13 protein-coding genes and 1 tRNA gene are annotated in these 13,877 nt (G+C 69.6%); 3 read left to right on the top strand and 11 right to left on the bottom strand.

What is annotated here, in order from left to right:
- Window positions 1–238: 238 nt before the first annotated feature.
- On the top strand, window positions 239–646 hold the full coding sequence (locus tag V5F67_RS10415) for a HesB/IscA family protein (protein WP_394019476.1): 408 nt from the start codon (window positions 239–241) through the stop codon (window positions 644–646).
- Between the two features lie 241 nt (window positions 647–887).
- Window positions 888–972, top strand: a tRNA-Leu gene (locus V5F67_RS10420).
- A gap of 59 nt (window positions 973–1,031) precedes the next feature.
- On the opposite strand, the gene V5F67_RS10425 is transcribed toward V5F67_RS10420, so the two are convergent.
- The 11 genes from V5F67_RS10425 to V5F67_RS10475 form a co-directional block, all read right to left on the bottom strand.
- Window positions 1,032–1,862, bottom strand: a complete 831-nt coding sequence (locus V5F67_RS10425; protein ID WP_394019474.1) for a TetR family transcriptional regulator — start codon at window positions 1,860–1,862, stop codon at window positions 1,032–1,034.
- Window positions 1,859–3,088, bottom strand: a complete 1,230-nt coding sequence (locus V5F67_RS10430; RefSeq protein ID WP_394019472.1) for an amidase — start codon at window positions 3,086–3,088, stop codon at window positions 1,859–1,861. The genes V5F67_RS10425 and V5F67_RS10430 overlap by 4 nt, the downstream gene beginning before the upstream one ends.
- A 10-nt stretch (window positions 3,089–3,098) precedes the next feature.
- Window positions 3,099–4,331: an amidohydrolase family protein gene (locus tag V5F67_RS10435; protein WP_394019470.1), complete on the bottom strand. Its 1,233-nt coding sequence runs from the start codon at window positions 4,329–4,331 to the stop codon at window positions 3,099–3,101.
- Between the two features lie 66 nt (window positions 4,332–4,397).
- Window positions 4,398–4,868 carry a GAF domain-containing protein gene (locus V5F67_RS10440; protein ID WP_394019468.1) on the bottom strand — a complete coding sequence of 157 codons (471 nt, stop codon included), beginning with the start codon at window positions 4,866–4,868 and terminating at the stop codon, window positions 4,398–4,400.
- The gene (locus V5F67_RS10445) at window positions 4,865–6,358 is read right to left on the bottom strand and encodes an amidohydrolase family protein (RefSeq protein ID WP_394019466.1); all 1,494 of its coding nucleotides are present in this window, start codon (window positions 6,356–6,358) and stop codon (window positions 4,865–4,867) included. Before V5F67_RS10445 ends, V5F67_RS10440 begins: the two co-directional genes overlap by 4 nt.
- Window positions 6,355–7,437: an ABC transporter ATP-binding protein gene (locus V5F67_RS10450; protein WP_394019464.1), complete on the bottom strand. Its 1,083-nt coding sequence runs from the start codon at window positions 7,435–7,437 to the stop codon at window positions 6,355–6,357. Before V5F67_RS10450 ends, V5F67_RS10445 begins: the two co-directional genes overlap by 4 nt.
- Window positions 7,434–8,255, bottom strand: coding sequence for an ABC transporter permease (locus V5F67_RS10455; protein WP_394019462.1), 822 nt, complete (start codon window positions 8,253–8,255; stop codon window positions 7,434–7,436). The genes V5F67_RS10450 and V5F67_RS10455 overlap by 4 nt, the downstream gene beginning before the upstream one ends.
- Entirely contained in the window at window positions 8,252–9,115 is an 864-nt protein-coding gene (locus V5F67_RS10460) for an ABC transporter permease (RefSeq protein ID WP_394019460.1), read from the bottom strand. The genes V5F67_RS10455 and V5F67_RS10460 overlap by 4 nt, the downstream gene beginning before the upstream one ends.
- An 18-nt stretch (window positions 9,116–9,133) precedes the next feature.
- Complete coding sequence (locus tag V5F67_RS10465; RefSeq protein WP_394019458.1) at window positions 9,134–10,228, bottom strand: extracellular solute-binding protein; 1,095 nt, start codon at window positions 10,226–10,228, stop codon at window positions 9,134–9,136.
- Between the two features lie 235 nt (window positions 10,229–10,463).
- Window positions 10,464–11,135 carry a GntR family transcriptional regulator gene (locus V5F67_RS10470; protein ID WP_394019456.1) on the bottom strand — a complete coding sequence of 224 codons (672 nt, stop codon included), beginning with the start codon at window positions 11,133–11,135 and terminating at the stop codon, window positions 10,464–10,466.
- Between the two features lie 50 nt (window positions 11,136–11,185).
- Entirely contained in the window at window positions 11,186–11,923 is a 738-nt protein-coding gene (locus V5F67_RS10475) for a maleate cis-trans isomerase family protein (RefSeq protein WP_394019454.1), read from the bottom strand.
- Window positions 11,924–12,259: 336 nt separating this feature from the next.
- Here V5F67_RS10475 and V5F67_RS10480 point away from each other — a divergent pair, with 336 nt between their 5' ends.
- A complete protein-coding gene (locus V5F67_RS10480) occupies window positions 12,260–13,864 on the top strand; it encodes an ABC transporter substrate-binding protein (protein ID WP_394019452.1) in 1,605 nt (534 codons plus the stop codon).
- Window positions 13,865–13,877 lie beyond the last annotated feature (13 nt).

Genomic DNA, 13,877 nt, shown 5'->3' on the forward strand with positions numbered 1-13,877 from the left:
GGGCCAGAGGCTTACCGGCGCGTTCTAGCCATTTTTCCTTTCAAACCATAAAATCTGAAATATTATAATACCGCTATGGTGAACTTATCCTGGTCGCATTGGCCTTGGTCAAGCGACCGGCGACAGGGCGCGGCATGGCCGGATGCCATGGAACGCCTTGTGAAAGGGTCCGTCGTCATCCATTTAGGGGATAATAAGACCATCCGGCCTCGGCCGGAACCGTCGGAGGCTTTCAGACATGAACGCTGCTTCCAGCGTCAGGCCGGCCCGAGCCCGCCCCCCGGTGATGCGCATCACCGACGCCGCTGCCGCGCGCATCCGCCAGATCATGTCCCGTGCGCGCGAGCCCATCGCCGCGGTCCGGGTCGGCGTGAAGAACGGCGGCTGCGCGGGCATGTCCTACACCATGGACTACGCGGCCGAGATCGCCCCGGGCGATGAAGTGGTGGAGGACAAGGGCGTGAAGGTCATCGTCGATCCGAAGGCGGTGCTGTTCCTTCTCGGCACCGAGATGGACTACAAGGCGGACAAGATGTCCGCTCAATTCGTGTTCAACAACCCGAACCAGACCTCAGCCTGCGGCTGCGGCGAATCGGTCGCCATCACGCCCGCCGCCGCGCGCGATGGCGGCGAGGCCGTGTCCTGAGGCGCGGCGCGCCGGGCGTCCTCACCGGGATTTGAAACCCGCGCCGGTTCCGTCGCGGCGGCACGGCCGACCGGACGCGCCGATGGCCACCGCGTTCCGATCCGGTGTTGCGGCGCAGCGCGACGCATCACGTTCCGGTTGCGGTGCATGGTAATTTGTTACTCTTCCGCATTGATCGCGGGCGTTGCTCCGGTATGGTTCACCGGATTCGGGCGCGTGGCTCAGACACCGCCCCATCGGCGCGGACGTGGCGAAACCGGTAGACGCACGAGACTTAAAATCTTGCGCCGCAAGGCATGCGGGTTCGAGTCCCGCCGTCCGCACCAGAGACATCGTCAATATCGACCAGGCCCGTGCCGGCCGCTCTTGGCCGGGGGCCGCCCGCTCAGCCCTGGTCGGCCGCCAGGTAGCTCGCCATGATGTCCACCACGATCGCCCGCCGCCGGGCGAGCCACGCCGGCGCGGCGAAGTCGTGCTGGAACATGGTGCCGAGCGTGTGGCGGTTGGAGACGTGGATGAAGCTGAGCCCGAGGATCGAGACATAGACGTTCTCGGCGTCGATATCCTTGTGGAACACCTTCGCCGCCTGGCCGCGCTTCAGGATGGTGCGCAGCGAGGAGAGCAGCGGCTGCGTCAGATGCGGGATGGTCTGCGAGCGGCGCGCGGTGCGCCCCATCATCAGGTTCTCGTTCATGATCAGGCGCACGAAGTGCGGATCGCCGGCGAGGAAGTCGAAGGTCATCTCGATCAGCCGCCGCATCGCCGTGGCCGGGTCGAGCCCGTTCACGTCGAGCGTCTGCTCCAGGTCGCGGATGATCCGGTACGACGCTTCCAGCGCCGCGAGGTAGAGATCGTCCTTGTTGCCGAAGTAGTGGTAGATCATCCCCACGTTCACGTCGGCGGTGGCGCAGATGCGGTCGATGCGGCTGCCGCTGAAGCCGTGGTCGGAGAACTCCGCCATGGCCGCCTCGAGGATGCGCTGGCGCGTCGCTGCGGCGTTGCGCCGGGCGGGCGGTCGCGCGGGCGCGGCCTGCGCCGGCATCGCAGCCGGGGGCGCGGCCGGGGGGGTCGCGATGCGTTTCTGCCGGGCGCCGTTCGCGGGCTCGGGCCGCGCGGCGGCGGCCATGGGCGTGCCGGCGTCCTTGCGGGCGTCGGACGCCCTCGGCTTGGCCGCGCGCTTCAGCGCGGGTGTGCGCTCTGGTTTTCCGGCTTTCATCGGCGCTCCGGCGGCGCCGGGACGCCGAAGCCGGCCCGCGCCGCGATATCCAAGAGGTCCATATCCTTGCCGCGCCGGGCGAGGATCGACAATCCCACCGGCGCGCCGTCCACCGCGCCGGCCGGCAGCGTGACCTGGGGCAGGCGGCCGAGGCCGGCGACGCAGAGCATCTCCATGGCGCGGCGCCGGTAGTCGGTCTCCACCTCGCGCGAAGAGGTGGTGCGCAGCGGCGCCGGGCCGGGCGTGGTGGGCATCACCACGAGATCGCCTTCGCCGATGCGCGCGGCGAGCGTCTCCGCGATGGCTTCGCCGCGGACGCGGGCGGCCCCGGAAACGGCCGGGTCCACCTTCGCGGCGGTGGCGAAGCGCTCGCCGACGCCGTCGCCGAACACCGGCCGCTCCGCCTCGATCCACGCCCCGAGCGAGGCCCAGATCTCGCCCGCCTGGATGAGGCGAAAGGTCTCGAACCACGCCGCGAGGTCGCCGGGGCACAGATCGGTGGCGGCGCGGGACGGAAAGAGCGCCGCGAGGCGCGCGACGGCGCCCTCCAGCGCCGCGCGGGTGGCCTCGTCGCAGCGCGCGAAGGCGTCCGTGGCGATCACCAGTCGGGTGAAGCCGCCGCCGCGCCCGGCGCCGAGCAGCACCTCGCCCACGCGCCGAAGGATGCCGGGATCGCGCGCGAACCAGCCCACCGTGTCGAAGCGCGGGGCGAAGCGCGAGATGCCGTCGAGCGAGATCCGGCCGTGGCTGGGGCGGATGCCGTAGATGCCGCAATAGGCCGCCGGCACCCGCACCGAGCCGCCGCAGTCGGTGCCGATGGCGAAGTCGGCCATGCCCCCCGCCACCGCCACCGCGGAGCCCGAGGAGGAGCCGCCGGGAATGCGGTCCGGCGCCCGCGGGTTGGTGGGCGTGCCGTAGTGCAGGTTCTCGCCGGCGATGGAGTAGCACAGCTCGTCGCTGATGGTGCGCCCGACGAGGTCCGCGCCGGCATCGAGCAGCGCGCTCACCGCCGGCGCCGTCTCGGCGGCCGGGCCGTGGGTGGCGAGCCATCGCGGATGGCCGAAGCCGGTGCGGCTGCCGGCGACGTCGAACACGTCCTTGATGGCGAAGGAGAGGCCTTCGAGCGGGCCTGGCGCGGTCGCCGCCACCGCCACGTGATTGTCCAGGCAGAAGGCGCCGTAGGGATCGGCCGGCGGGCGGAAGAAGGGCAGGGTGCTGTCGGTCATCCGGGCGTGCTCAGTGCGAAGTCGGGCGATGCAGGGACGCCGCCGGGCGGGTCACGGTGCGGCGCCCGCGCTTGTAGGCGAACAGCACCGGGGCGAGCTCGGCGACGGCGGCTTCCGGCGTCTGGCAGTCCAGCACCACGAAGTCCGCCGCCTTGCCCACCTCCAGGCCGTAGTCGCGGGCATTGAGGAGCCGCGCCGAGCGCTCGGTGATCATGTTGAAGCACTCGCGGATGTCCGAGGTGGCGCCGATATGGCAGATGTTGGCGTTGAGGTTCGCCATCCGGATCAGCGAGCAGTCGCCGAACGGCGTGAACGGGTTCAGCACGTTGTTGGTGGAGAGCGAGCAGTTCACGCCGTGGTGCAGCAGCTTGTGGGTGTGGGTGACGCCGCGCGGCTGGTTCGCCTCCGCATCGCGGCCCATCAGGAACAGGTCCGTGGAGGGCAGCACGGTGAGCGCGACGCCGGCGTCGCACATGCACTGCGCCGCCGCCCTGAAGCGCTCCGGCCCAGCGGCCGCGAGCTTGGTGACGTGGCCGATGGCGGTGCGCCCGCCCCAGCGATACGTGTTCGCGAGCGCGCAGACATAGTCGAGGTCGAGCGTCTCGGCGGTGGGGCCGAAGTCGAGATGCATGTCGATGTCGGCATCGAATTCGCGCGCCATCTCGAACACCCGGTCGATCTGGCCGTGCGGGCTGGAATCCGTGTAGGGCGCCGCGCCCACCACGCGGGCGCCGCGCTTCAGCGCCTCCACCATCAGGTCGTCGGTGCCGGGATTGTTGAGCAGACCCTCCTGCGGGAACACGCAGATCTCGATGTCGATGGCCCACTTGTATTCGTCGATCAGCGGCAGGATGCCCTCCAGGCCCCGCAGCCCGATGCCGGGGTCCACCTCCAGCTGGGTGCGCATGCGGGTCGTGCCGTTGAGGATGCACTTCTCCAGCGTGCGCTTGCCGCGTTCGTAGACGTCCTCCGGCGTGAACTTGGCCTTGGCCTTCGCCACCTCGCCGATGGCCTCGGCGAGGTCGCCGCGCTGGGCGTGGCAGCGCTCCAGGATGCAGGACTTGTCGAGGTGGATGTGGGTCTCGACGAAGCCCGGGGAGACCAGGCGGCCGGCGACGTCCAGCACCTCGGCGTCGGCGGCCAGCGACGGCTCGATGGCGGCGAAGCGGCCGCCCTCGATGCCGATGTCCACCTGGCGCCCCGGATCGTGGGGCAGGCGGGCGTGCTTGACGATCAGGTCCATGGATCGGGGCTCCTGGCGGCGCTAGGCGGCCGGACCGCGGCCGGGGGGAAGGGGAGGCGGATCATGTCAGATGTCGAGCGGCATGCCGGGCACGGCGAGCACGGCGACGCTCGCCGCCTCGATGGCGGCGATCTCGCCCGGTCCGAAGTCGCGCGGGCCGCCGGCGAAATGGGCCGAGACCCAGCCCAGCAGATAGCCGTCGGTGCCGATGAGCGGGGCCACCATCTGCGCCGTGGTGCCGAACTGGCGCACCAAGGCCGGCGGCGGGGCGAGGGCGGGGTCGGCGAACACGTCGCCCTGCACCAGCGTGCGGCGGCTGGCCTCGACCCAGCGCACGGTGCGGGCGCGGCGGTGGTCCACCGAGCGGCTCTCCATCATGGAGGCGGCGCCGAGCGCCAGCACCTCGGCGCAGGGCACGTTCACGCTGAGGCCGAGGGCCGGGAAATCCATGCGCACGGTGCAGCGCATGGCGCCGGTGCGGTCCATGAGCGTGCTCAGAATGGGCTCGAACGCTGCCGCGAAACTCCTCGCCGTCATGCCGTCTCTCTCTCCAGGGCGAACCGGCCCTCCGCGAGGCCGGCGCAGAAATGCTTCACGAACGGCTCGAGCGCCGCCAGCTCCTCCCGGCGCGGACCGTTGGCGGCGAAGATCTCGCGCGCCCGGTCGTTGAGGCGGGTGCGCAAGGCGGGATAGTCGATGGTGACGAGGGCGCCGTCCTCCACCACCACGCGCCCGCCGACCATCACCCGGCGCACGCTGCGGCCCTCCTCGGCGAAGACGAGCTGGTAGAGCGCGTCGTTCAGCGGCGTGAAGTTCACCGTGCCAAGGTCAAGGAAGACGAGGTCGGCGGCGAGGCCGGTCTCGATGTCGCCGGTGAGGCCGTCGAGGCCCAGCGCCTTGGCGCTGCCGGTGGTGGCCATGGCGAACACGTCCTGAGGGGTCAGCCAGTCGTCGGGATCGAAGGAGGCGGTGCGCGACAGGTACGAGGCGAGCCGCATGGTCTCGAACAGGTTCTGGTGGTCCGAGCAGCTGCAGGCATCCGAGCCGATGCCGACATTGATGCCGGCGGCGCGCATGGCCGGGACCTGGGCGATGCCGCTGCCGAGCCGGAAGTTGCTCGACGGATTGTGGGCCACCGAGGCGCCCCGGCGGGCGAGCAAGGCGATGTCGTCGCCATCGAGCCAGATGCCGTGGGCGGCGGTGAAGTCCGGCCCGAGGATGCCGAGCCGGTCGAGATGGGCGGTCAGGCTCTCGCCATAGCGCGCGACGCCCACGAGCGCCTGGATCTTCGATTCCGCGAGATGGGCGTGGATGCCGGCGCCGTGCCGATCGGCGAGCGCGCGGCAGCCGGTCCAGAAATCGTCCGAGCAATGGTGCGGGATGGTGGGGGCGAGCGCCGGGCGCACGAAGGCGCGGTCGTGGGGCCACGCCTCCAGCATCCGCCCGCAGGCGGCGAGCGCGGCCTCGGCGCTCGACAGGCGGATCTCTTCCACCGCCGGCCGCAGGCTTTGCGGGATCGCCGCCATCAGGCCGGGGATCGCCTGCCAGAAGGTGCGGTCGGCCATCATCGGCGCCACCACGGCGCGCATGCCGGCGTCCGCATAGCCGGCGGCGGTGGCGTAGAGCCCCTCCGGCGTCGGCGCCGGCAGCTCCAGCACGAGGTCGTAGCAGGCGGTGCAGCCCTTCAGCAGCATCTCGGCGGCGCTCGCCTGGGCGAGCAGGTGCCGGTCCGCGAAGGCCTGGCCGCCGCCGGTCCACGGCCCGTTGTGGAGGTGCAGCTCCAGGGTCCAGGAGCGTGAGACGCCCCTGGCGATGGCGAGGTGGCTGTGGGTGTGGGCGTTGATCAGCCCGGGGATGATCAGGCGGTCGGCGGCGTCCATCGCCTCCGCCTCGTCGGGGAAGGGCGTGCCCGGCGCGGCGATGTCGGCGATGCGCCCGTCCACCACCAGCAGGTCGGCCGCCCGCACCGCGCCCTCGGCGGGGAAGCCGACGAGGCCGCCGCGAATGGCGAGGGGACGGGCGCTCATCGGCCGGCTCCCTCGTCCGGCAGCACGATGCAGTCGGCCACCCGGAAGCCGAGCGTCACGCCGGCGCCGGGCGCCGGCAGCTCGCGGCCCACATTCTTCTCCAGCGACTGCACCAGCGTGCCGTCGCCGAGGCGCGACCAGATGCGCAGGTCCGCGCCCACCGGGTCGAGCCGCTCCACCACCGCCGGAAGCCGCGTGTCGGCCGCCGCGCCCTCGGCGAGGAGGGCGAGCCGCTCGGGGCGGATGCACAAGGTCACCGGCCCGTCCGCGACCGCGCCCGGCGCCACGGCGACGCCGCCGACCCTGGTCTCCACCATGCCCGCCTCCGCCGCCCGGCGCGCCAGCGTGCCGGACAGCCAGTTGGCGTGGCCGATGAAGTCGGCGGCGAACAGGGTCTGCGGCCGCTGGTAGAGCGCGGCCGGGGTGTCCACCTGCTCGATGCGGCCTTTGTTCATCAGCACGATGCGGTCGGCGAGGCCCATGGCCTCCTCCTGGTCGTGGGTGACGATGATGGAGGTGCAGTCGAAGGTCGAGAGGATGGCGCGGATCTCGTGCCGGAGCTGGAGGCGCAGCTTGGCGTCGAGGTTCGAGAGCGGCTCGTCCAGCAGCATCACGTCCGGGCGGGTGACGAGCGCGCGGGCGAGCGCCACGCGCTGCTGCTGGCCGCCGGAGAGCTGGGACGGGCGCCGCTTCTCGATGCCCGGCAGGCGCACCTGCTCCAGCACCTCGGCGATGCGCGGGCCGATCTCGGCCCGCGGCACGCCGCGGTTCTTCATGCCGAAGGCGATGTTCTGCGCCACGCTCATGTGCGGGAACAGCGCGTAGTCCTGGAACACGAGGCCCACATTGCGCTCGTAGGGCGCCTTGCGGGCGACGTCGGCGCCGGAGATGAAGACGCGCCCCTCGTCCGGCTGCTCGAAGCCGGCGATCATGCGCAGCGTCGTGGTCTTGCCGCAGCCGCTCGGGCCGAGCAAGGCGACGATCTCGCCGCGCGCCACCTCGAAGGTCACGTTGTCCACCGCCGCCGTGTCGCCGAAGCGCTTGGTGACGTGCTGGAGATCGAGAACCGACTGGATCATCGCCCGTACACTCCGCGCCCGGTGATGGCGTCGAGCCCGGCGACGCGGTCGAGGATGACGATGATGAGCACGGTGGCGACGATGAACATCACCGACAGGGCCGCGATGGTGAGATCGAGGTTGGCGCGCATCTGGGCGAGGATGGCGACCGGCAGGGTGAAGGTGAAGGCGTCGGTGAGGAACAGGCTCACCCCCACGTCGTCGAACGAGGTGACGAAGCCGAACACCGCGCCGGCGATGATGCCGGTGCGCGCCAAGGGCAGCGTCACCTGCCACAGCGCGCGCCAGGGCTTCGCGCCGAGGCTCAGCGCCGCTTCGTAATAGGAGGCGCGGATGCCCACCAGCGCGGCGGCGGTGGTGCGCATCACATAGGGAAAGGTGATGAGCACGTGGCCCATCATCAGCCGCGTCATGCCGTCGAGGATGCCGAGGCGGCTGGCGAAGATCAGCACGCCGAAGCCCAGCACCACGTTCGGGATCACCAGCGGCGAGAGCAGCGCCGCCTGGATCAGCCCCTTGCCGCGGAAGGTGGCGTGATGGAGCCCGATGGCCGCCAGCGCGCCGATGACGGTGGCGATCAGCGTCGCCCCGGTGGCGAGGATGAGGCTGGTGACGAGGCCGTCGTGATAGTAGCTGTCGGCGAGGAAGCGGTCGTACCAGCGCAGCGAGAACTGGGTCGGCGGGAACGGCCCGACGAAGCCGCGCGCGTCGAAGGACAGCACCACCGCCACCACCACCGGGATCACCGAGAAGGCGACGAACAACGTGACCAGCGACAGGTAGGCGGTCTGGAACAGGGCGTCGGCGAGGCGCTTCATTTGCCCGCCTCCTGCCAGTGGCCGCGCACGAGGCTCAGCAGGCCGTAGAAGAGGGCGACCGAGATCACCATCATCACCATGGAGAGCGCGGCGCCGCTCGGGAAGTTCGCCACTTCCGAGAAGCGGAAGTAGATGAGGTTCGACACGAAGACGATGAAGCCGCGCCCCACCAGCATGGGCACCACCAGATTGCTGATCGAGAAGGCGTAGGCGATGATCGCGGCGGAGAGGATGCCCGGCAGGCTCATGGCCACCGTGACCTGGAAGAACGTCTTCCAGCGCGGCGCGCCGAGCGAGAGGGCGGCATCCTCCAGGCGCGGATTGATGTTCTGAAGCGTGCCGATGAGCGTCAGCGCCACCAGCGGCAGGGTGGAATTGAGCAGTCCCAGCACCACCATCAGCTCGGCCCCGTCGGGGCTCGATGCGGAGATGCCGAACAGGCGGCTGAAGTCGGAGAGCGGCCCGTGCGGCCCGAACGTCATGGCGATGGCGTAGACGCGCACGATGATGGACAGGAACAGCGTTCCCACCAGCCCGCCCACCATCAGCCGGCGCGCCACCGGCCCGGCGCGGCGGACGATGAAGTGGGCGACCGGGAAGCCGAGCACCAGGGCGAAGGCGGTGGCCAGCAGGCCGACCCGGAAGGTGTCGAGGAAGTAGCGCACATATTGCGGGTCGGCGATCTGGGCGTAGTTCTGGAGCGTGAGCGCGCCGCTCTCGTCGCCGCCGATGCGCCCGCCGACGAACGGCTTCAGGCTCTCGTGGGCGAGCAGCAGCAGCGGGCCGGCGAGCAGCGGCACCATGACGACGAGCGCCGGCCACAGCAGGGCCGCGCTCAGGGAGGGACGCCGCATCGCCATGGCGCGCGCGTCGCCCGCTCAGCCGCGCCGCACCAGCGGAACGATCTCCCGCTCCCAGCGGGCGTTCCACTCGTTCATCACCGAGGAGAGATAGGCGAAGTCGGCGAAATAGGCGTATTTCGGCAGCTCCTCCGGGGCGTAGTACCAGTCGGCGATCATGGGGTTGGCCTTGGCCGAGGGCTGGGTGGGGCCGGAGCCGAGCGGCATGTTGTAGATCTCGTTCATCTTCGGATCGGCGAAGAAGTTCGCGAACTCGAACGCCGCCTTGGCGGGCGAGCCCTTCAGCACGCAGAAGCCTTCATTGTAGAGGAAGCCCTTGTTGTCGGGCATGCGGTTCTTGAGCTTCACGGGGAAGTTCTTGGCGGTGGCGAACCAGCCGCCGTTGTTCCAGAAGCCGACCGAATAGCGGCCCGTGGCCATGGCGTTGATGTATTCGGAGTTGGAGGTGCAGATCTCGCCGATCTGGCCCTTGGAGGCAAGCTCCTTGATGAAGTCCCAGCCCGGCTCGGGGTTCTTCTCGTTGCCGCCGCGCTGGATGGCGGCGCTGACGATGAGCAGGCCCGTGAGGTTGATGGGGTAGGGCACGCAGAGCTTGCCCTTGAACTCGGGCTTCAGCAGGTCTTCCAGCGACGAGAAGCCGCCCGGCAGCAGGTCCTCGCGATAGCCCCAGAAGGCGCCGGCGGTGCTGAGCGGCACCGTCATCTTCTCGCCCATGGCGTTCTTCTGGATGTACTGGTCGGGAATGGTCTTCAGGTTGGTGACGATGCTCTCGTCGATGGGCAGCAGCCAGTCTTCGGCGATCATGGCGCGGAACACCGGGTCCCACACCGAAAGCACATTGTACTGCGTGCGCGGCCACACCGCCTTGATCTTGGCGACCACCGCCGCCGAGCCGCCGGAATGCAGCTCCCAGGCGACCTGGGTGTCGTTGGTCTTCTGGAACTCGGCGAGGATCTGCTTCGATACCTCGATCCAGTTGGCGCCCCACTGCACCACCAGCAGCCGCTCGGCCGCCTGGGCCGGCGTGAGGAGGCCCAGGGTGGACACACCGGTGGCGGCAAGCCCGGTCCCGGCGAGGGCGGCGCGGGTAAAATCTCTGCGGCTCAAGGACATGGCGGATCTCCTGGGGGCTCGGAGGCAGGCGGCGCGGGGGCGGGATTGGATGTCGGATAAATTAAGTACTTACTTAGTTTGATCAGCGCGCGACCGCCCCGCAAGCCGATAGATTGGCCACGGGATTTCCATCTATGCCTTTGATGTTTATGCGATGTGGCGTCGCGGTGCCGGTTCCTTGGGCGCCCCTGCGCCGGGGCGTGCCCAAATTCTCTCCAGCCGTCCCGGTCGGCTCTCAGGCGGGCTCGGCCGCGCCCGCCAGCGCGCGCAGCACCGCCTCGCCGGTGAGGCGGTTGTGGGCCTCCAGGCGCTCGGCGAGGTCGAGCCGGGCGCGGGCGCGGAAGGCCACCATGATGGCCTCGTGCTCGTCGAAGGACTGGGCCACGCGCAGCGGGTTCACATTGACCACGAACCGCAGGCGCAGCACGCGCTTCTGCAGGTTGTCGTAGGTCTGCAGCAGCACCGGATTTCCCGTCGCGGCGGCAAGCGCGCGGTGGAAGTCCTGGTTGAGCGCCGTATAGGCCGAGGGCGCGGGATGGGTGCGCAGCAGCGCGTGGATCTCCTCCAGCCGCGCCTGGTCGGCGGCGGTGGCGCGCACCGCCGCCAGCAGGCCGATGCGGTGCTCGATCGCGCCCTTGAACTCGAACAGATGGGCGATGTCGTCGGGGTCGATGGGGGCGACGATGGCGCCGCGGTTCGGCCGAAGCTCGACGAAGCCTTCCGCCGCCAGCACCTTCAGCGCCTCGCGCAGCGGGGTGCGGGAGATGCCGAACCTGAGGCACAGCTCCGCCTCGGGAATCTTGGCGCCGTAGGCGAGCTCGCCGTCGAGCAGCACGGCGCGCAGCCGCTCCACGATCTGCTCGTGGAGCGTGGTCTGCTCGCGCGGGTCCTGCGTGGCCTCTTCCACCGTGCTTGCCCCGTCTCGTCCTGCGCGCGGCCCGTTCTCCCCGCGCGCCCTCACTCGGCCGGCATCCCGATCGGGGCGGCCGGGCCCGGCTCGGCGAACATGGCGCCGAACGCGCCGAGAGCCCCGGTCGGCAGCCCGAGCGCGTCGAGGCATCCCCACAGGGTCGCCGACACGGAATCATACACCCTGACGCCGAGCCGGCGCTCGATCTGCGCGCCCACGAGCGCGCCGCGCATGTTGGTGCAGACAATGGCGATGGCGTCCGGCTCGGCGGCGGCGACATCCGTGCACATGGTGGCGATCTCCGCCTCGGAGATTTCGGCGAAGGAATAGTTGTCGGTCAGGCCGGCGTGGCGTCCGGCCACGCAACGCACGCCGCAGGCCGCATAATTCTCGACGATCTTCTGCTCGACCTCCTCGGTATAGGGCGTGACGAGGGCGAGCCTCTCCACCCCGTCCTTGCGGATGAGCGCGTTGATGGCCGCCATGGCGCTGGTCGCGCGGACGCCGGTGCGGTCCTCGATGGCGGCGGTGAGGCGCGCGTCCCAGTCGAAGCCGAGCCAGCTCGCCGAGGTGCCGTTCCAGGCGATGATGTCGGCACGGGCATCGGCCAGCAGCTCCGCCGCAGCGAGGATCGCCTCCTGGCCGAACTGCTCGTTGGCGGCGTCGTCGAGGGCGATGCGGGTGACGCGGAAGCGGCCGAAATGCGCGCTCACCTGCGGAAACAGCGGCGCCAGCAGATGCGCGGTGAAGGGCTCCAGCACCGTATTGGACGAGGGGGTCAGCATGCCGATGCGGCGTCGGGGGAGGGCGGTGAGATTTTGCATTCAGAAATGACCCGATCCAAGAAGGGCGTCCCGGCCGGCGAAGGCCGAAGCCGAGGCGGTGGCGCCGGAGCCCGCCTTTAGCTCTGCCCTGTGCCGCGTGCTTCGTCAATCCATTCAAATCGCGTAATAGCAACGGTTGTTGCACAGGAATGAGGCAGACTCTGGCGTCGGGAGCGGCAGTCTTCGGGAATGCCGTCCTGCGTCCTGCCTACAATTTGATATTTAAGCGTCCACTTAGTTCGGGCACTCTTTCGCGAGAAAATGAATTCAAAAATGACCTTCCAGGAGCCTCTCGCCATGCGCCTTCCGCTGCTCGTCTCGACCGCGCTCACCGCGCTTCTCATCGCCGCCGCGCCCGCCGCGGCGCAGGCGCCGGCCCCTGCGGCCGGCGCCGAGAAGGTCTTCCGCTACGCCTATCGCGTGGACCCGGCCTCGCTCGACCCGCATGCGCTGGCCGAGACCTTCACGCTGTCCTGGCTCGGGCAGGTCTATGAGCCGCTCGTCGGCCGCGGCAAGAACCTGGAGCTGGTGCCGGCGCTGGCCGAGAAGTGGGAGCAGGTCGATCCCACCACCTGGCGCTTCCATCTGCGCAAGGGCGTGAAGTTCGCCGACGGCACGCCCTTCACCGCCGACGACGTGGTCTTCTCGCTCCAGCGGGTGAAGAAGGACGGCTCGGACATGGCCTACACGGTGGCCTCCGTCACCGACATCAAGAAGGTGGACGACCACACCGTCGACCTCGTGATGGCCAAGCCCAATCCCATCCTGCCGGTGCAGATCACCTCCACCTACATGATGAGCAAGGATTGGGCGGAGAAGAACGGCGCCACCGCCCCGGCGAGCGTGAAGGCGAAGGTCGAGAACTTCGCCTCCACCAACGCCAACGGCACCGGCGCGTTCAAGATCGACAGCCGGCAGGCCGGCGTGCGCACCGTGCTGGTGCCGAACCCCAACTGGTGGGGCGACAAGACCTCCAACGTCACCAAGGTGATCTTCACCCCGATCCAGGCCGACGCTACGCGCGTCGCGGCGCTGCTCTCGGGCGAGGTGGACATGGTCTACCCGGTGCCGCAGCAGGACGCCGCGCGCATCGACGGTTCCGGCTCCGCCAAGGTGCTGAAGGGCGCCGAGCTGCGCACCATGTTCCTCAACATGGACCAGAAGCGCGACGAGCTCACCACCTCCGACGTGAAGGGCAAGAACCCCTTCAAGGACAAGCGCGTGCGCCAGGCGATCTACCAGGCCATCGACATGGAGGCGATCAAGGACCGCATCATGGGCGGCACCTCGCACGTCGCCGGCACCATGATCGCGCCCGGCATCAACGGCTACGACGCCAAGCTCGACACCCGCACCGCCCCCTACGATCCCAAGGCCGCCAAGCAGCTGCTGACGGATGCCGGCTATCCGGACGGCTTCTCCTTCACCATGGACTGCTCGAACGACCGCTACGTGAACGACGAGCGCATCTGCCAGGCCATCGTCGGCATGCTGGGGCGCATCGGCCTGAAGGTGAACCTCAACGCCCAGACCCGCAGCAAGTATTTCGAGAAGGTGCTGGCCCGCGATACCTCGTTCGCCATGCTCGGGTGGCAGCCGCTCAGCTATGATGCCCACTCCACCCTCCAGGACACCATGAACACGCCGGAGGGCAAGATCGGCACCTACAATATCGGCAACTACTCCAACCCGAAGATCGACGCGCTGACGCAGCAGATCGAGGTCGAGGTTGACCCGGCCAAGCGCAACGCGCTCATCTTCGAGGCGATGACGCTGAGCAAGGACGACTACAGCCACATCCCGCTGCACCAGGCCGGCATCGCCTGGGGCGTGCGCAAGGGCGTCAACGCCGTGCTGCGCTCCGACGACAGCCTGGAGCTGAAGTGGGTGACGCTGGACTGAGGACGGTCGGCCG

This window comes from Xanthobacter pseudotagetidis, assembly GCF_043194795.2.
Classification (GTDB): Bacteria; Pseudomonadota; Alphaproteobacteria; order Rhizobiales; family Xanthobacteraceae; genus Xanthobacter; species Xanthobacter tagetidis_A.